Origin of the sequence: Asanoa sp. NPDC049475 (genome assembly GCF_040676915.1) — a bacterium.
Classification (GTDB): domain Bacteria; phylum Actinomycetota; class Actinomycetes; order Mycobacteriales; family Micromonosporaceae; genus Asanoa.
The window spans coordinates 240,613-257,953 of sequence record NZ_JBFAPY010000002.1; the positions used below are offsets into that span (position 1 = coordinate 240,613).

At 70.2% G+C, this 17,341-nt stretch carries 16 protein-coding genes; 9 read left to right on the top strand and 7 right to left on the bottom strand.

Going from position 1 to position 17,341, the window contains the following annotated elements; genetic code table 11:
• Positions 1 to 2 precede the first annotated feature (2 nt).
• Genes AB0J88_RS07205 through AB0J88_RS07225 form a run of 5 tightly spaced genes read right to left on the bottom strand, consistent with a single transcriptional unit; the run spans position 3 to position 3,874 of the window.
• Positions 3 to 623, bottom strand: a complete 621-nt coding sequence (locus tag AB0J88_RS07205; protein WP_364356005.1) for a hypothetical protein — start codon at positions 621 to 623, stop codon at positions 3 to 5.
• Positions 620 to 2,026 (bottom strand): hypothetical protein, encoded by a 1,407-nt coding sequence (locus AB0J88_RS07210; protein ID WP_364356002.1) that lies wholly within the window; start codon positions 2,024 to 2,026, stop codon positions 620 to 622. The genes AB0J88_RS07205 and AB0J88_RS07210 overlap by 4 nt, the downstream gene beginning before the upstream one ends.
• Positions 2,023 to 2,769, bottom strand: a complete 747-nt coding sequence (locus AB0J88_RS07215; RefSeq protein WP_364355999.1) for an ATP-binding cassette domain-containing protein — start codon at positions 2,767 to 2,769, stop codon at positions 2,023 to 2,025. The genes AB0J88_RS07210 and AB0J88_RS07215 overlap by 4 nt, the downstream gene beginning before the upstream one ends.
• Positions 2,766 to 3,467 carry a hypothetical protein gene (locus AB0J88_RS07220; RefSeq protein ID WP_364355996.1) on the bottom strand — a complete coding sequence of 234 codons (702 nt, stop codon included), beginning with the start codon at positions 3,465 to 3,467 and terminating at the stop codon, positions 2,766 to 2,768. Before AB0J88_RS07220 ends, AB0J88_RS07215 begins: the two co-directional genes overlap by 4 nt.
• Positions 3,464 to 3,874 (bottom strand): sigma factor, encoded by a 411-nt coding sequence (locus AB0J88_RS07225; RefSeq protein WP_364355993.1) that lies wholly within the window; start codon positions 3,872 to 3,874, stop codon positions 3,464 to 3,466. Before AB0J88_RS07225 ends, AB0J88_RS07220 begins: the two co-directional genes overlap by 4 nt.
• Before the next feature lie 133 nt (positions 3,875 to 4,007).
• On the opposite strand from AB0J88_RS07225, the gene AB0J88_RS07230 reads away from it, so the two are divergent.
• The gene (locus AB0J88_RS07230) at positions 4,008 to 4,949 is read left to right on the top strand and encodes a metallophosphoesterase (protein WP_364355990.1); all 942 of its coding nucleotides are present in this window, start codon (positions 4,008 to 4,010) and stop codon (positions 4,947 to 4,949) included.
• A 10-nt stretch (positions 4,950 to 4,959) separates the two neighbouring features.
• Here the strand turns inward: AB0J88_RS07230 and AB0J88_RS07235 are convergent, their stop codons facing one another.
• On the bottom strand, positions 4,960 to 5,979 hold the full coding sequence (locus tag AB0J88_RS07235; RefSeq protein WP_364355987.1) for an alcohol dehydrogenase catalytic domain-containing protein: 1,020 nt from the start codon (positions 5,977 to 5,979) through the stop codon (positions 4,960 to 4,962).
• 124 nt (positions 5,980 to 6,103) lie between these two features.
• Between AB0J88_RS07235 and AB0J88_RS07240 the strand changes: the two genes are divergently transcribed.
• From AB0J88_RS07240 to AB0J88_RS07250, 3 genes are all read left to right on the top strand, one after another.
• Positions 6,104 to 6,916 carry a helix-turn-helix transcriptional regulator gene (locus tag AB0J88_RS07240; protein ID WP_364355985.1) on the top strand — a complete coding sequence of 271 codons (813 nt, stop codon included), beginning with the start codon at positions 6,104 to 6,106 and terminating at the stop codon, positions 6,914 to 6,916.
• Positions 6,917 to 7,193: 277 nt separating this feature from the next.
• Positions 7,194 to 8,813, top strand: coding sequence for a hypothetical protein (locus AB0J88_RS07245; protein WP_364355982.1), 1,620 nt, complete (start codon positions 7,194 to 7,196; stop codon positions 8,811 to 8,813).
• Positions 8,814 to 8,824: 11 nt separating this feature from the next.
• A complete protein-coding gene (locus AB0J88_RS07250) occupies positions 8,825 to 10,132 on the top strand; it encodes a hypothetical protein (RefSeq protein WP_364355979.1) in 1,308 nt (435 codons plus the stop codon).
• Positions 10,133 to 10,183: 51 nt separating this feature from the next.
• On the opposite strand, the gene AB0J88_RS07255 is transcribed toward AB0J88_RS07250, so the two are convergent.
• Positions 10,184 to 11,224 (bottom strand): LacI family DNA-binding transcriptional regulator, encoded by a 1,041-nt coding sequence (locus AB0J88_RS07255; protein WP_364362127.1) that lies wholly within the window; start codon positions 11,222 to 11,224, stop codon positions 10,184 to 10,186.
• A 217-nt stretch (positions 11,225 to 11,441) separates the two neighbouring features.
• Between AB0J88_RS07255 and AB0J88_RS07260 the strand changes: the two genes are divergently transcribed.
• From AB0J88_RS07260 to AB0J88_RS07280, 5 genes are read left to right on the top strand one after another with little or no spacing between them, the layout of a single operon-like run.
• Entirely contained in the window at positions 11,442 to 12,314 is an 873-nt protein-coding gene (locus AB0J88_RS07260) for a sugar ABC transporter permease (protein WP_364362126.1), read from the top strand.
• A complete protein-coding gene (locus AB0J88_RS07265) occupies positions 12,311 to 13,132 on the top strand; it encodes a carbohydrate ABC transporter permease (protein WP_364362125.1) in 822 nt (273 codons plus the stop codon). Before AB0J88_RS07260 ends, AB0J88_RS07265 begins: the two co-directional genes overlap by 4 nt.
• Complete coding sequence (locus AB0J88_RS07270) at positions 13,129 to 15,801, top strand: family 78 glycoside hydrolase catalytic domain (RefSeq protein WP_364362124.1); 2,673 nt, start codon at positions 13,129 to 13,131, stop codon at positions 15,799 to 15,801. Before AB0J88_RS07265 ends, AB0J88_RS07270 begins: the two co-directional genes overlap by 4 nt.
• 26 nt (positions 15,802 to 15,827) lie before the next feature.
• Positions 15,828 to 17,096: an extracellular solute-binding protein gene (locus AB0J88_RS07275; protein WP_364362123.1), complete on the top strand. Its 1,269-nt coding sequence runs from the start codon at positions 15,828 to 15,830 to the stop codon at positions 17,094 to 17,096.
• Complete coding sequence (locus AB0J88_RS07280; RefSeq protein ID WP_364362122.1) at positions 17,080 to 17,331, top strand: family 1 glycosylhydrolase; 252 nt, start codon at positions 17,080 to 17,082, stop codon at positions 17,329 to 17,331. Before AB0J88_RS07275 ends, AB0J88_RS07280 begins: the two co-directional genes overlap by 17 nt.
• The last annotated feature ends 10 nt before the right edge of the window (positions 17,332 to 17,341 follow it).

Below are 17,341 nucleotides of genomic sequence, written 5' to 3' on the forward strand. Positions count from 1 at the left end.
GATCAGGCTCGTGTCAAGGAATCGCGCGATCCTCGCACCATGACGAGCACGGCGCCGGCGACGAAGACCAGACCGGCACACACCGCGGCCTTGACGTCGGAGGAGGGGCGGGCCGGCCACAGCACGGGTGTCGTCAGCGCCGGGCCGTGCCATTGCGTGTACAGGGCGTATACGCCGGCGACGAGGTAGGCGGTAGGGCCGGTCCACGCCAGTGAGCCGCCGAACGCGACCGCGCACAGCAGGCCGATGCCGGTCGACCCGACCGTGTTGCGCAGGACGCCGAGCGAACCGCCGGCCAGGTGAGCGCCGGTGGTGAGTGCCGTCAACGCGCCGACGGCGATCGCGGTCAGGGCCAGCACGGTCCCGAGCCGCAGGAGCGGCAGCCATCGGCCGGTCGCACGTTCCGGCTCGCCGAACGGGCTCGCGGTCGTGGCCGCGATGACGACGGCACAGCCGGTCTCGAAGAAGAGCGGGAGCTGGAGTGCACCATAGGCGTCCCAGGTGCGGTGCAGCGCGATCCGCAACACGAGGGCGCAGGTCAACAGCACCGCCACAGCCACCGGTACGCGCCGGCTGGCGAGATGCAGTGTCACCAGCCGCGAGCGGCCGGACAGGACGGTCACGGCAGCTCCGCCAAGGTGAGCTGACCGGCCCGCAGCGCGGGGAGGTGCGCCATGAGCCAGGCATGGCGGGTGGCGGCCGGCAGCGCCGTGAACCGCCGCGCGGCCTCGGCGACGGGACTCCCCGGCGGCAGGGTCGAGGTGCGGGCCATCGCCTCCGTGACCGCCTCCTGCGCGTCGTCCGCGCCGCGGCCTCCGCCGGTGAGGTTCTGGACGAGGTCACGGGCCATCCCCACGCGTACCTCCCCGGTGAGCTCTTCGGCGCTCAACCGGTGCGCCATCTGGGTGGGCAGCAGCACGTTGAACACGGGTGGTGTGCCACTGATCGCCGCGCCGGACCGAGCGATTCCCGCGTCGTTGTCCGATCCCTGCTCATAGGCCGCGGCGACCTGGTCGACCCGCACCGGCGCACCGGGCAGGCCCACCACCTCGGTCAGCACCGGCGCAAGCCCATCCACCACCGCGGGCAGGTAGCGGCTGTATGCCGGGTGCACGCAGACGGGGATCGGAGTCTGGCTGCACACCGGTGTATACGGCACCGGGCGGTCGTATGCGCTGTTGTGGAGCGTCGGGATGGCGATCATGCCGTTCTTGTCGAGGTGGCCGGTTCCGGCCAGTGCGACGGCGGTGCCGGCGCAGAGGGCACCGACGATGGTCAGGGCCGTCGCGGAGCGACGAAGCCACGACCCGCCGGCGCCCGCGGGCAGTCCGAGCAGGCCCATCAGCGCCGCGGTGAGGCCGGCGAGGAAGAGGATCTGGGCGATCGCGAGGTCGGGTAGGTAGCGGTAGAACGTCGCGATGCCCTCGTCGGCGCCCAGTGACCAGGGATTGGCGACCAGGGGTGAGACCTGCCAGTGCGAGTCGAAGCCCTGGATGAAGTTCGCGCTGATCTCCAGCGCGAGAAAGGCGGCGATCGCGACCACCGCGGGAGTGAACCGGCTCGGGCGCAGCGCACCGGCGGTGAATCCGAGGGCCGCGAAGGCGGGCAGGCTGGCCGCGCCCACCGCGACCGGCCACCACAACGGCCCACCCCACGCGGCCGTGCCGGCGGTGACCGCGTACAGGACGCCGACGCAGGTCAGATAGGCGATGATCGCCCAACAGGTGGTCGCCGCCCACGTGCCGAACTGGCGCGCCCACCGAGCGCGGGCGTTGCCGGCCAGCAGCTCGGTGACACCGTGCCGGCCTTCCCTCGATCCGGACCAGGCGGCGGCACCGACCACCAGCGGGACGAAGACGGCCAGCGACGAGGTCTGCATGGCCGTGGCACGCAGATTCCACATCGGTGGGTAGGCCAATCCCGGGCGGAAGGTCACGAACCAGAACAGCGGGCCAGCCACCGGCAGCAGCCACAGCATCACGTTGTTGCGCAGCTCCAGCCGCAGCAGCCGGCCCGCCGCGGTCACGACCGCACCTCCGCCAGCACGGCGCTGTAGCCACGCTCCAACGGGGCGTCGCCGGCCGCGGACGTTCCGGCGCCGCGGGCCGTCAACTCGTCCGGTGTGCCGTCGAACGCGATCCTGCCCTGGTCCATCAGCGCCACGCGCGTGCAGGCGGCTCCGACGTCCTCGACCAGGTGCGTGCTGACGACCACGGTGGCCCGCTCACCGAGTTCACGCAGCAGCGCACGGAACGCCACCCGCTGCTCGGGATCCAGCCCCGCCGTCGGCTCGTCCAGCAGCAGCAGGTCGGGCTCGTTGACGATCGCCTGCGCGATGCCGACGCGGCGCAGCATCCCGCCCGAGAGGGTACGCAGCTTCGCCGTCGCCTTGTCGCCCAGACCCACCCGCTCGACCGCGGCGGCCACCGCGCGCGGCACCCGTGCGGTCGGCACCTCCTTGAGGAGCGCGAAGTACTCGACGAACTCCAGGACCGTGAAGCGCGGGTAGAAGCCCAGGTTCTGCGGCACGTACCCGAGCCCGCGTCTGATCTGCCGTCGTGGTCCGTAGGCGCCCGGATCAGCGCCCAGCAGGCGGATCCGGCCCGACGACGGCGGGACAACGGTCGCCATCATCCGCAACAGCGAGGTCTTTCCGGCTCCGTTGGGGCCGAGCAGTCCGAACACCCCGGTGCCGATCTCCAGGCTCACGCCGTCGACCGCCTGGGTGCGGCCGAACCGTCGGGTCACGTCGCCGAGCTCGACGTTCATGAAGTTCCTCTCGATATCCGGGTCGCGTAGCCGACGATCAGCGCGCAACCCGCGGCGAACGTCAGGTAGGGAAGCCGAAGGGTGGTGTCGGTGACGGCGGCGGTGAGCCGTCCCGCGGCGACCTGTCCGGACAGGACAGTGATCGTCCAGCCGGCCAGGCCCGCCGCCACACCGACATTGGCTGAGCGGGCGACGGTCGCGGCGGCCAGGGCCAACCCGCACACCGCCGTCATCGGGACCAGCCAGCCGACCGTCACCGTCGTCGCCGTCCCCGACGCGGCCGAGGCGGCCAACCCGAGTGCCGCGTTCAGACCGAACACCGCGAGTGCCCGGACCAACAGCACCATCCGGTCGCTTACGGCCACGCTGCGGGAAAGCTCCCAGGCAGGGTCGACACCGGGCCCGTAGGCGTACGCGATGCCAGCCGCGGCGACGCCGGGCGCGCACAGGGCCACGAACGGCGTCCCGGTCCCGCGCGTGGCCAGCATCCCGGCGAGCAGCACCACGGCGGTCGCGACCACCCACCCGAGCAGCAGCGACGGCGTCGTCACGAGCGCCCGCGCCAGACCGGGGGAGCGCAGCACCGTGCGTGCGGCTCGCTCGACCGGTCCAGGCCGGCGACCCCACACCTGTGTGGCCACACCGATCCAGACCCGATCCAGGTCGACGTCGCCCGGTATGTCATCGACCCCGCTCATCGCCCACCTCCCCGGACAGCGGCTCGGATCGGCCGAGGGCGGCCCGCATCAGCCGGCGGACGTGGTACGCCCGGCTCTTCACCGTCCCGGCCGGGGTCGTGCGGCTCTGTGTCGCCGGCCATTGCGAGAGCTGACAGCAGCTGTTCGGGGTTGCGGCGGCGGCGGAGCCACAATGCCGCCTGGCGACGGGCGATGCCCCACAACCAGCCACCGGCGTTGTCGTGCCGGTAGCCGGCGGCGCCCCGCCAGACGGCGAGGAACGTCTCCTGCAACACGTCCTCGACGTCCGCCGCCGGCAGCACCGCCCGCAACCGGGCGGCCAACCACGGCGCGTGCCGCGTGAACAGCACCCGCAGCGCGGCGTCGTCGCCGCCGGCCACGGCAGCGATCAGCTCGTCGTCGTCCATCGCATCTCTGTTGCGTTCCCGCGCCGATCGGTTCACCGGTCCACGGACCTTTCTCGCGGCGCCAGCCTTTCGGCGCGGACCGCTCCGACGGGGATGGGTGGCCGGCCGCGGGCATATGTGATGTTCTACCTGGGTGGTGACGATCCGGGCGGCCGCAGCGGTCGTGTTGCTGGTCCTCTCCGGTTGCGCGGCGGACCCTGCGCAGCAGGCAGGTCCGTCCGCATCCTCCGCGCCGGCGTCGACGTCGTCCACACCCGCAGCGGGCGATGCCGTCGTGGTGCTGGTGGGCGCCGGTGACATCGCCTCCTGTGCCAGCACCGACGACACCCGCACCGCCGCGTTGCTCGACACCATTCCCGGTGAGGTGTTCACCCTCGGCGACAACGCGTACAACAACGGCACACCGCAGGAGTTCGCCGACTGTTACGGGCCGACCTGGGGGCGCCACCGCGGCCGCACCCACCCGGTGATCGGCAACCACGAGTACAACACCCCGGACGCCCGGGGCTACTTCGACTACTTCGGCGCCGCGGCGGGTCGGCCGGGCGAGGGCTGGTACTCGTACGACGCCGGCTCCTGGCACGTCGTCGTCCTCAACAGCAACTGCGACGCGGTCCAGGGTGGCTGCCGGGCCGGATCGCCGCAGGAGCGCTGGCTGCGCGCCGATCTCGCGGCCGCCGCGCGCCGCACGCGGTGCACCGTCGCGATGTGGCACCATCCGCTGTTCACCTCGAGCGCCGCGCACGGCCCCACCCCCGAGGTGCGTCCCCTCTTCCGGGCCCTGTACGACGCCGGCGTCGAGGCCCTGCTCACCGGTCACAACCACCAGTACGAGCGGTTCGCGCCCCAGACGCCGGCCGGTGCCCGGGACGACCGGCGCGGCGTCAGGCAGTTCGTCGTCGGCACCGGTGGCGGAGGCCCGTACGGCTTCCGGGAACCAGCGGCCAACAGCGAGGTCCGGCGCAGCGGCACACCGGGCGTCCTGCGCCTCACGTTGGGTGCCGACGCATACGAGTGGGAGTTCGTCCCTGTCACCCCGGCCGCCGCGGACAGTGGCCGGGGCACCTGTCGTTGAGCCTCGCGGGTCAGTAGGTCACGACGCCGCGGAAGCGGAGCTCGCCGTTGACCAGCCGTTGGTAGCCCTCGTTGACCTTCTCCTTCGGGAAGACGTCGACCATGGGCTTGACGTCGCCGCGCGCGACGATCTCCAACGCCTCGGCCAGGTACTCCGGGCTGTTGTGGGCCGAGCCGACGACCTGGTAGCTGTGGCTCGTCACCGCCAGGGCCGGCAGCGGGAAGGCGTCGTCGGCCGAGATGCCCATCAGGACGATCTTCGCCCACGGGCGCAGGCCCGAGATGGCGTCGACCGCGGTCTCGTGCCGCGGCGAGGTGTGCAGCAGGACGTCCGCGCCGCCGGCGGCCTTGAGCTCGTCCCCGTTCGCGACCACGTCGTCGGCGCCGAGCTCGCGTGCGAGGTCGTGCTTCTCGGGCGAGTGGGTGATCGCGATGGTGTGGTATCCGGCCGCCTTGGCGAACTGCACTCCGAGGTGCCCGACTCCACCGATACCGCCGACGGCGACGCGCGCGTCCGGTTTCGGGTCGGCGCGGCGCAGCGCGGCCCAGACGGTGTAGCCGGCGCACACCGTGGGGGCGGCCAGCTCGTACGGGATGGCGTCGGGCAGCAGCACGGTCCCGGACTCGTCCGCGGCGATGTACTCCGCCTGCCCGCCGTCGACGTTGACGCCGGTCAGCACGGGGTTCTCGCAGTTGTTGGCGGTGACGAAGCTGTACGGATGGTGCTCGCGGCAGAAAGCGCAGCGGCCGCACGGCTTCTGCATGATCGGCAGGCCGACCCGGTCACCCACCTTGCGCTCGGTGACGCCCGGCCCGACGGCCACGACCTCCCCGACGCCTTCGTGCCCCAGCACCAGCGGGAACGGCCGGTACGACAGCACACCCCGGGCCATCAGCGCGTCGGTGTAGCACAGGCCGCAAGCGTGGATCTTGACCAGCACCTGGTGCGGCCCGGCGGACGGCATCGGAACGTCCCGCAGCTCCCACGGCGCGTTCACCTCGGGCACGACGGCGGCTTTCATCTCCTGCATCTCCACGGCTCCTCTCCGTGTGCCGGGGGGCTCTTCCACGCAAACACGCGAGCTGTGCGGCGGGCAGGGTCGGCGTTGCCATGGGTTCAGCAGACCCACCCAGCGATCCGCGTACAATGGCGAAATGCCCGCAAATGAGGCTTTGCGTGAATTTCTGCGGGCTCGGCGGGCGCGGCTGACGCCGGAACAGGTCGGGATTCCGGACGGCAACGGGCGTCGGCGCGTCGCCGGGCTGCGCCGCGAAGAGGTGGCCCAGATCGTCGCGGTGAGCGTCGACTACTACACGCGACTCGAGCAGGGCCGCGTCACGCCGTCGCACGACATCCTGCGCAGGGTCGGGCAGGCGCTGCGGCTGAGCGACGACGAATGCGCCCACCTGGTCACCCTGGCCCACGGCCCGCACGAGGAGACGGTCGACAGCGGCGACGAGCCGCGTCCCGAGCTGCGGTGGGTGCTCGACGCGATCCGCACGCCGGCGTTCATCCTGGGCCGCTGCCTCGCCATCGTGGGTACGAACGAGGCGGCGCGGCGGCTCCTCGTCGACTTCGACGCCCGCCCGGCGCGCGAGCGCAACCACGCTCGCTGGGTGTTCCTCGACCCGCTCGCGCGCGAACGCTATGTGGACTGGGACCTGGTGGCCCGCGACAACGTGGCGTCGTTGCGCCGGCAGGCCGGCCGCTTCCCGGACGACGAGCGGCTGGCCGAACTGGTCGAGGAGCTCACCGCCGCGTCGCCGGAGTTCGCCGCGTGGTGGCCGGAGCACGACGTGGTCCAGCACCGCCGCGGTTCCAAGCGTTACCGCCACCCGGTCGTCGGCGACATCACGGTGTCGTACGAGGCGTTCCCCGTCTCCGGCACCGACGACCAGATCCTCTACGTGTACGGCACGGAGCCCGGTTCCCCCTCCGAGGCCGCGCTGGAGCGCCTGCTGCGATAAGCACGACCGGAGCGACACGGACGGACTTGCACGCCGTTTGATACACGCCATTCGCTGGACAATCGCAATTTCGTTCTTTCGGGTGAAGAATTGCGTCCGCGAGTCGTTGATCCGACTTCGACGTCGGCTGAACGTCGCCTTGACGGCGCCTTCGAAACGCCGCAACCATCTTTGAGGAAATGCTCTTTCGAATCTCGAAAAGAGGTGTACGTAAATGAGCTTGGCAGGAAACCGAAATGCGAGACGGCTTGCGCTTCGGCGAATACGCGCGGGGCTCGTGGCCGTCGCCGTGGCCGCGACGTGCCTGGTGGCCTGGGCCGCACCCGCGCAGGCGCTGCCGTTGAGCGTGACCGTCACGATTGTCAGAGTGGCGGAATGCTGTGACGGCGGCCCGATCGACCTGACGTCGGAAGCCGATTTCTACGGCCGCACGACCATCGCGGGCGCCTCGACCGATTTCGGGGAGATCGAAGATAAATCGATTATCACGCCGGACTGGAAGGCGACCGAAACGGTCGACCACAGCGAGGCGACCACCGACGTGAAGATCGAGATATTCGACGAGGACGACGGCCTGAATTTCCGGGACAACCAGATCGACCTCACGAACAACGATGCTGACCGGGCGGTGAACTTCTCGATCGACCTGCATCCGGAGGACTCCCGCTGTTACTTCACCGGTGACGTCAGCGGACCGTGCGGGGCCGAGGTCAGGACCAACGGCAACGCGGACGACGGCGACGTCGGCGACATCACCCTCATGGTCGAGGTCAACGAACCGCCGCAGGCGCCCGGACGGCACGTCAGGTGCCTGCACTCTCCACTGTGGCCGCAGCCCGGCGATACCGTCACCATCACCGCCGAGGCGTTCGGCGACCAGCCCGACGGCGCCGGCCTGCCTCCGCTGATCTCCGACCAGTTGGACGTCTTCTTCTCGACCGACGGCGGTGCGACCCGACAGAAGATCGGTGGCTCGGGACGCCAGACGACGCTGAGCGCCACGCGCACCGTCGGCGCGGCCGGCTCGACCTTCTCCTACAGCTGCCTCGCGATCGACAGGCTCGAAGCCGTCGACTCCGGATGGCACACGGTGCAGGTCGGGGACCCACCGCAGGGACGCGCCGTGCCGGTGCTGCTGACGGCTCCCCGGGAGCGGGCGCTCGACGTCGTGCTGTTCCCGGCGACCACCAACGTCCGGAGTCAACCGAACAACCCGGCGAACACCACCTTGCTGACCTATCCGGTCTACAGCGGGCCGAAGGACGTCAACTTCGTCAACCATGCCCACGCGGCCGTCGCCGAGCTGATGCGAGAGCAACTCCTCCTGGAGAACCAGCGCGCCGTCAACGTCTATATTGCCCTCGACGGTGCCGCCACGGGCGGCTTCCGGGATCTGCAGGGCGGCGACGGCGTCGACGACACCTGCCAGCACCAGATGCCGGCCAACCTCGGCACCGACTACGGGTTCGCCCACGTCCGCTCGATCCTGCATCCCGCGACTCCGCCGCCCGGCGACAGGAACACCTTGCGGGAATGCGCCTTCAACCGGGTGCAGAGCGCCGAGGCCGGCGAGACCGGGGTGTTCATCCACGAGACCGGCCACTCCGCTTTCGAGCTGGCCGACGAATACTGCTGCAACGGTGGCTACTTCCAGACCCCCGACGTTCCCAACGTCTACAAGAGCCGGGACGCCTGCGTCGCTGACGTCGGCAACCTCGGCGGAGTCGCCAGCGACTGCCGCGGCATGGACTCGGTCTACGACCCCGACACCAACCCGGACTTCTGGGTCTCCGATCCGGCGTCCAACGACCTGATGAACGACAACACCTTCGCCCGGCGAGCCGATCGGCGACGCATCAACTTCGTTTTCGATCAATGCGACCAGGCGAATTGCTGAGGGGTCCCACGATGCCGAACCGCACTTCGTCCCGCCGGATGCGGCGGGCCCGCGTACCCATGCTGATAGTCGGTGCCGTCGGCCTGATGATCGGCGCGCTCCACGCGACCGCACAGGCGGTCCCCACCGTCGCGAACCCACTGAGCGATCCGGTTCCGCGGCCTGAATACGTCGACGACGCGCGCAGCTTCGTCGCCGAGATCGATTTCCAGTCCGCACAGTCCGGCACGTCGGCCGGCGTCGTGGTCGCGCACGTCGCCACGCCGGGGACCGCGTTCCTCCGGCCGGACCTGACGGTGTCCAGCATCGCCGACGCCGCGGTGCTGCGGTCGACCACGATGCCGAACCCGGCTCTCGCGTCCGCGGAGGGTGCGGGTCTCGTCAGCCAGGCGGGCCGCGGCCAGGTGCTCGTGCCCTATGACAGCCGGGTCGAGCAGATCAAGCTGGCCGACGAGGCCGGTGCCACCGTGGCCACGGTCGACACCACCGCGGCCGTCCGTGACTACTGCGTCGCGAACCCGAACGACCCGGACTGCCGCGAGAGTGACCTCTCGGTCGACGCCGTCGCGGCACCCGGTCCGCTGTTCGGCGTGATCGGCCGGCCGGTGACCATCACCGTGGCCAGCACGGTCGCCAACGCCGGGCCGGACGGCCCGACCGAGGCCAAGGTGGAGCGCGAGGTCGTGGCCGGCGCCGGCATCACCGTCAGCCCGGACGCTCCGGCCACCACGCCGGCCACCCTCGCGGTCGGCACGCCGCAGCGGCTGGAGAAGACGTACACGGTGACCTGTGCCCAGCCGGGACCGCGCACGCTCGACTTCACGACGACCGTGACTCCGCGGCGGGCGTTCGTCGTCGACGCGAATGCCGACAACAACCAGCGGACGGCGCGGCTCACGCTGGACTGCGCGGTCCCGGTGACCATCAACATCCACCCCGGCAGCGCACGGAACCCGGTCAACCTGAACGCCGCCAACGTGCCGACCGCGGTGCTCACCACGCGTGCGGGCGAGTACGGCAACCCGCTGGCGTTCGACGCGACGACCATCGTCGTCAGCGCGACCCGCTTCGGCTCGCCGGGCCTCCTGCTGCGCGGCCTCGGCGTGCCGGAGCTCCACGACAAGGTTCACAAGGAGGACTCGGTGGAGCGCGACGAGCGCACGCGCGACGGCGACCTCGACGCGATGCTCCACTTCGGACCGCCACGGGACGCACTCACGCCGACCGACACGACGGGTTGTGTCTTCGGCAAGTTCACCAGCGGCCCGTCGACCCAGACGAGCTTCTACGGCTGCGACACGGTCGACATCGTCCCCTAGTCGCCTGCGGTCGGCTGTCAGGTCGAACCTGACAGCCGACCGCCGACCCGGCTACCGTGCCGGTGGCGGTGCGGTGGTGTTGCGGACGACCAGGCTGGGGGAGAGCTTGACCTGGGCCGAGCGGCGTGAACGGTCGGCGATGCGTTCCAGCAGCAGCCGGGCCGCGTCGGCGCCGATCTGCCAGCCGGCCTGGTCGACGCTGGTCAGCGAGACCTGGCTGAACGAGGCGAACGTGGTGTTGTCGTAGCCGGCGACGGAGATGTCCTCCGGCACGGAAAGGCCCGCCTCGGCCACCGCGTCGAGCACACCCATCGCCGCGATGTCCGCCCCGGCGAAGATGGCCGTCGGCCGTTGCGGCCGCCCGAGCAACTCGCGGGCGCCCGTGTAACCGCCCTCGCGGGTGTAGGTCCGCGAGACCACGTCGATCTCGGACTCGAGACCGCGGTGGCGCATCGCGATCCGGTAGCCCTCGGCGCGGATCATGTTGGGCATCTCCTCGATGCACGACGGCTCGGTCTCTAGGTGTTCGATGTGCGCGATCCGGCGGTGTCCGAGCTCGACCAGGTGGTCGACGACCAGGGCGGCACCGGCGATGTCGTCGTCGGCGACCGTGTCGAAGATGGCGCTGCGGGCGTGCCGGCCGACGATGACCGTGGGGATGATGCCGGCGATGTGCTCCAGGTGAGCCCGCGGTGATACCGGTGCGATGAGGATGATGCCGTCCATGCTGCGGTCGATCATCGAGTCGATCGTCCTGGCCTCGGCCTGCTCGCCGGCGCATCCCGGCGCCAGCAGCACCTGGTAGTCGGTGCTGTCCAGCGACGCGGTCACTCCGTTGAGGACCTCCGGAAAGAACGGGTTGGCGATGTCCGGGACCATCACGCCCAGTGTGTACGTCTGGCCGCGCAACCCCCGCGCCGCGGCCGAGGGACGGTAGCCGAGGTCGGCGATCGCCTGGTGCACCTTCTGGCGCATGGCCGGGCTGGTGCCGTACGCGTTGCGCAGGACCTTCGAGACGGCGGTGGTGGACACCTGGGCGTGCCGGGCGACGTCGACGATCGTGACCCGTCGCTGTTGTACCGGGCGTGCCATGACCCCCACCTTTGTGGAAAACGTTTGCCGATGGCAAGCGGATCGCCGGCCGTCCGCGTGAGGCTACGTACCAAGGCACTGCTCGACAAGACCCTTGACGTCGATCCGGTGAACTTCTAGGGTCGGGCGAAACATTTGGGCAACGTTACCCACGACAGTGGTTGATCCTTACGCCCCCCGCTGGAGCCGCGTACCAAGGGATTGGCTGGCCTTCCGTATGAAACGTTCCAATGCGCCGTGGTGGTTCGTGATACCCGCGATGGTGCTGTTCGCCTTCGTCGTGCTGATGCCCAGCGTCCGCGGCGTCTACTACGCCTTCACCGACTGGGACGGCCTCGACCCGAGCTTCTCCTTCGTCGGCCTCGACAACTTCGTCGAGATGTTCCGGGACCCGGACGCGAAGCAGGCGATCTGGCACACCCTGCTGATCGCGGTCTCGATCACGGTCATCCAGAACGGGTTCGGCCTCGCCCTCGCGCTCGGCGTCAATACGATGATCAAGTCGCGCAACGTCCTGCGGGTGTTCCTGTTCGCGCCCGCCGTGATCACGCCGATCGTCACCGCGTACCTGTGGCGCAACCTGCTGGCCCCGGACGGCGCGGTCAACAGCCTGTTCGGCGCGCTGGGGCTGCACTCCTGGCAGCAGAACTGGCTCGGGGATCCCGAACTCGCGCTCTGGTCGATCGTCGGCGTGATCGTCTGGCAGTTCGGCGGCTACTCGATGGTCATCTTCCTGGCCGGCATGCAGTCGATCCCCAAGGACATCTACGACGCCGCGGCGATCGACGGCACAGGACCCGTGCGCCGCTTCTGGTCGATCACCCGGCCGTTGCTGGCGCCGGCGTTCACGATCAACCTGATGCTCTCGATCATCGGCGGCATCAAGCTGTTCGACCAGGTGTACGCGCTGACCGGCGGCGGACCCGGCCACGCCACCGACACGCTGTCCACCCTCATCTACAAGGACGCGTTCACTCTCGGCGAGTTCGGCTACAGCATCGCCCTCGCCGTCATCCTCACCGTCATCGTCGCGGTCGCCTCCACCGGCCAGTACCTGGTGCTGGCGCGCAACGAAAGGGCGGCCTCATGAACCGCTACAGCCGGCGGACCTTCGGCCTCGAACTGCTGATGATCGGCGTCGCGCTCGTCGTCGCCTTCCCGATCTACGTCCTGGTCAACCTCGCCGTGCGGCCGCCGTCGGACACCTCCTCGCCCCTGCGCCCGACCCTCGCGCCGACGTTGGACAACTTCACCCAGGCCTGGCAGCAGGGCGCGCTCGGGGGCGCCCTGGCCAACAGCGCCCTGGTCACCGTCGTCAGCGTGCTCGTCGTCATCGCGATCTCGGCGCTGGCCGCGTACCCCCTCGCCAGGGTCACGGCGCGATGGTCGCGCGGCGTGTTCCTGCTGATCATGCTCGGGCTGATGCTGCCGTTCCAGCTCGCCGCGCTCCCGCTCTACCAGACGATGCGCGACCTGCACCTGCTCGGCAGCGCGTGGGCGCTGATCCTGTTCTACGCGGGCCTCCAGGTGCCGTTCACGACGTTCCTCTACATCGGGTTCCTGCGCGCGCTGCCCCGCGACTTCGAGGATGCGGCGTTCATCGACGGCTGCACCTCGTGGGAGGCGTTCCGGCACGTCGTGTTCCCGATGCTCAAGCCCATCACCGTCACGGCGATCGTGCTGAACGCGGTCAGTATCTGGAACGACTTCTTCACGCCGCTGCTGTACCTGTCCGGCAGTACGCAGCAGACCGTACCGGTCGCCATCTCCGGCTTCGTCGGTCAGTACGTGTCCGACTGGAACCTGATCTTCGCCGCACTGCTGATCAGCATGATCCCGATCCTGGTCGTCTATTTCGCGCTGCAACGCAGCATCATCAACGGCTTCGCCGGAGGGCTGAAGGGATGACGCATCCGTACGGTCTGCGGACCGAGCAACGAGTCGAACCGCTCGGGCTGGACGCCACCCGGCCGCGGCTGTCCTGGCGGCTGCGCTCCGACCGGCGCGGCGCCGCCCAGAGCGCCTACCGACTCACCGTCGCCGCGCACGCGGCCGACCTCGACGACCCGCGTCGCCTGCTCTGGGACAGCGGACACCGCCCCACCGGGGACATCGAGGTGACCTGGGACGGTCCGGCGCTGCAATCGTCGACCCGCTACCACTGGCGGGTCGAGGTCTGGGACGAGCGCGGCGAGGGCCCGTCGGTCGGGCACAGCTGGTTCGAGACGGGTCTGTTGCACCGCGCGGACTGGTCGGCGGTGTGGATCACCCGCGATCCGGCCGGCCTGCCACTGGTCGACCCCCCGACCGACGACGACGAGCCCGGCCGGCCGGCGCTCCAGCTACGCCGCACCTTCGAGCTGGACCGCATCCCCGTCCGCGGCCGCCTGTACGCCACCGCCCGCGGCGTCTACGAACCCCGGCTCAACGGGCAGCGGGTCGGCGACCGGGAGCTCTCGCCCGGCTGGACCGACTATCGCCACCGGATCCAGTACCAGGCCTACGACGTCACCGACCTGCTGCGCGACGGCCGCAACGTGCTCGGCGCGGTGGTGGCCGACGGCTGGTGGTCCGGGTACCTGGGGTTCGACCCGCGCCGTCCCGCCCAGCACTACGGGGACCACCCGAGCTTCCTGGCGCAGCTGGTCGTCGACTTCTCGGACGGTTCCCGGCAGGTGGTCGCCACCGACGCCCACTGGACGGAGCGGCCTGGCGCCATCCGCTCGGCGGACCTGCTGATGGGGGAGCACGTCGACGCCCGCCTGGCGGTGCCCGATTGGGACGCGCCGCACGGCTCGGACGCCGGCTTCACGCGGGTGGCCGTCGACGACACCGACCCTGGCCCGCCGGTCGCCGAACCCGACCAGCCGATCCGCGTCATCCGCGACGTCACGCCGGTCGCGCTGCACCGGCGCGCGCCGGGCCGCACGATCGTCGACTTCGGACAGAACCTGGTCGGCCGGGTACGGCTCACCCTGCGCGGCGCGGCAACAGGCCGGCGGATCACCGTCCGGCACGCCGAGGTGCTCGACGACGGCGAGCTCTACCTGGACAACCTGCGCCGCGCCGACGCGACCGACACGTACGTGGCGGCCGGCACGGGAAGCGAGGTCTTCGAACCCCGGTTCACCGTCCACGGCTTCCGCTACGCCGAGGTCGACAACCATCCCGGCGAGCTGGAGATCGTCGCCCGGGTGCTGCACAACGACACCCCGTTCGACGGGACGTTCGAGTGCTCGGACCCGATGGTCAACCAGCTCCAGTCCAACATCACGTGGAGCCAGCGAGGCAACTTCGTCGCCGTCCCGACCGACTGCCCGCAACGCGACGAGCGGCTCGGCTGGCTCGCCGACGCGCAGATCTTCACCCCGACCGCCAGCCGCAACGCCGACGTATCGGCGTTCCTCGCCCGCTGGCTGCGTGACGTCGTCGACGGGCAGGACGCGGACGGCGCCTTCCGCGACGTCGCACCGGCCGTCTGGATCGACCGCGAGGCCGCACCCGCGTGGGGCGACGCTGGCGTGATCATCCCGTGGCACCTGTGGCGCACCTACGGCGACCGCGTGACGCTGGAACGCTCCTTCCCGTCGATGGTGGCTTGGGTCGACCACGTCCGCCGACACAACCCGGACCTGCGCTGGCGTCACCGCACCGGCAACTCCTACGGCGACTGGCTCCAGGTCGACGCCGTCACGCCGAGAGACGTGCTGTCGACCGCGTACTTCGCCCGCAGCGCCGAGATCGTCGCGGCCGCGGCCGAGGTGCTCGGACACCACGACGTCGCGATCGAGTACCAGGGACTGCACGGTGCGATCCGGGCCGCGTTCATCGACTCGTACGTCGGTGACAACGGGACGGTCGAGGGCGGCACCCAGACCGGCTACCTGCTCGCCCTCGCCTTCGGGCTGCTGCCGCCCAACCTCGTGCGCGCCGCGGCCGACCACCTGGCCGCCGACATCGAGAAACGCGACAACCGGCTGACCACCGGGTTCCTGGGCGTCGCGCTGCTGTGTCCGGTGCTGACCCAGCACGGCCGGGCGGACCTGGCGTACGCCCTCCTGCACCAGGCGGAGTTCCCCAGCTGGGGCTACTCCATCCGGCACGGCGCGACGACGATCTGGGAGCGCTGGGACGGCTGGACCGAGCACGGCGGGTTCCAGTCGCCGGCGATGAACTCCTTCAACCACTACAGCCTCGGCAGCGTCGGTGACTGGCTCTACAGCCGCGTCGCCGGCATCGACCAGACGCCGACCTCTGTCGGTTACCGCGAGCTGTCGCTGCGGCCGGTTCCCGGCGGCCGGCTGACCTGGGCTCGCGCCCAGCAGGAGACCGTACGCGGCACGGTGGCGTGCGGCTGGTCGATCAAGAACGAGCGGATCACCGTGACCGTCACGGTCCCGCCCGGCAGCACAGCCACTCTCGAGATTCCCACCTCCGACCCGGCCAGCGTCAAGGAAGGCGGCCGGCCGGCCGCCGACCAACCGGGCGTACGCACAGTCCAGCCGTCAGCCGCCGGAGCCACGGTCGGGCTGGCGTCGGGGCGCTACACCTTCAGCGCCGCGTATCAGGGCGCCTAGTCCCTCAAGACTCAGTGGGAGAGCAGATGAAGAGATCGAAATTGGCGGCCCTGATCGCGGCGACGGCCACCGTCACGCTGGCCGCCGCCTGCGGCGGCGGCACCAACGCGGCCTCGGGCGACAAGGCCCAGGACAACACCCTCACCCTCGCGTCGGTCGACCAGGGCTCCGTCGAAGAGGTCGTCAAGGCCTTCGAGGCGAAGAACCCCGGCGTCAAGGTCAACTTCACGACGAGCGGCGCCGACCAGTACCAGCAGCAGATCCGCACCCAGCTCGCCTCGGGAACCGCGCCGGACGTCATGTCGGTGTGGCCCGGCAACGGCAACCCCGGCGCCACCTACGTGCTGGCCAAGCCCGGCTACCTGCTCGACCTGTCCGACCAGGCATGGGCGGCGAAGTATCCCGAGGCGGTCAAGAGCGTCGCACAGTACGAGGGCAAGACGTACAACGCGATCTTCGGCCTCAACGGCATCGGCGCGGTCTACAACGAGGACGCGTTGGCCAAGGCCGGGCTCACCGCGCCCGAGACCTGGACGCAGCTGCTGGACTTCTGCCGGGCCGCGGTGGGCAAGGGCACGCCGGCGTTCGCGCTCGGCATCCAGGACAACTGGGTCACCCAGCTGGTCCTGTACGCCCTGGTCGCCACGACCGTCTACGCCGACGACCGTGACTTCGACAAGAAGATGCAGGCCGGACAGGCGACCTTCGCCAACTCGCCGTGGACGGCCGCGATGGCCAAGTACCAGGACATGGACAAGGCCGGCTGCTTCCAGAAGAACCCGCTCGGCACGAGCTACGAGGCCAGCCAGCAGCTCGCCGCGACCGGCAGGACGCTGGGGTTGGTGCAGGGCAACTGGGTGATCGCGCTGCTCAAGAAGCAGAACCCGAGCGGCAGGTTCACCATCAGGCCGCTGCCGGCCACCGACAATCCGGCCAGCTTCGTGATGCCGGCCGCGGCCGGCGCCGGGTACGGCGTCAACGCCAAGGCCAAGAACAAGGACCTGGCGCTCAAGTTCGTCAACTTCGTCATGTCGCCGGAGGGCATGAACCTCTACGTCAAGCAGCAGGGCGGCGTGCCGGCCCTGGCCGACACCGGCTACGACCTTGACCCGTCGCTGACCGAGCTCGCCGACTTCATCAACCAGAACCGCACGGTGCCGTTCATGGACCAGCTCTGGCCCAACGCCAAGGTCCAGCAGACGATGCTCAGCGGCCTGCAGGAGATCTTCAGCAAGCAGTCCACACCGGACAAGGTGCTGGCCGCGATGGACAAGGACTATGCGGCCGGCACGTGACGTGATTGCCCATTGCTTTCCACCCGACTTCATCTGGGGCGCCGCGACCGCGGCGCACCAGGTGGAGGGCATCGACGACCACGCCGGCAAGCGGACCGGGTTGCCGCTGTTCGTCTCCGAGAACGGCATCGGCACCACCGAGGACCGGGAGCGGGTCGACTACCTCGACGGTCACCTCACCGCCGTGGCCACCTCTGGACGGCTCGCCGCCCTGCGCGAGCCGAGCACCACCTGACTGCGAGGAA

Excerpts from the sequence above, each read along its gene's own strand:
- AB0J88_RS07240 (WP_364355985.1), top strand. The coding sequence starts at position 6,104 with ATGCCCGCAAATGAGGCTTTGCGTGAATTTCTGCGGGCTCGGCGGGCG.
- AB0J88_RS07250 (WP_364355979.1), top strand. The coding sequence starts at position 8,825 with ATGCCGAACCGCACTTCGTCCCGCCGGATGCGGCGGGCCCGCGTACCC.
- AB0J88_RS07235 (WP_364355987.1), bottom strand. The coding sequence starts at position 5,979 with ATGCAGGAGATGAAAGCCGCCGTCGTGCCCGAGGTGAACGCGCCGTGG.
- AB0J88_RS07255 (WP_364362127.1), bottom strand. The coding sequence starts at position 11,224 with ATGGCACGCCCGGTACAACAGCGACGGGTCACGATCGTCGACGTCGCC.
- AB0J88_RS07225 (WP_364355993.1), bottom strand. The coding sequence starts at position 3,874 with ATGGACGACGACGAGCTGATCGCTGCCGTGGCCGGCGGCGACGACGCC.
- AB0J88_RS07270 (WP_364362124.1), top strand. The coding sequence starts at position 13,129 with ATGACGCATCCGTACGGTCTGCGGACCGAGCAACGAGTCGAACCGCTC.
- AB0J88_RS07260 (WP_364362126.1), top strand. The coding sequence starts at position 11,442 with ATGAAACGTTCCAATGCGCCGTGGTGGTTCGTGATACCCGCGATGGTG.
- AB0J88_RS07265 (WP_364362125.1), top strand. The coding sequence starts at position 12,311 with ATGAACCGCTACAGCCGGCGGACCTTCGGCCTCGAACTGCTGATGATC.
- AB0J88_RS07275 (WP_364362123.1), top strand. The coding sequence starts at position 15,828 with ATGAAGAGATCGAAATTGGCGGCCCTGATCGCGGCGACGGCCACCGTC.
- AB0J88_RS07280 (WP_364362122.1), top strand. The coding sequence starts at position 17,080 with ATGCGGCCGGCACGTGACGTGATTGCCCATTGCTTTCCACCCGACTTC.
- AB0J88_RS07220 (WP_364355996.1), bottom strand. The coding sequence starts at position 3,467 with ATGAGCGGGGTCGATGACATACCGGGCGACGTCGACCTGGATCGGGTC.
- AB0J88_RS07215 (WP_364355999.1), bottom strand. The coding sequence starts at position 2,769 with ATGAACGTCGAGCTCGGCGACGTGACCCGACGGTTCGGCCGCACCCAG.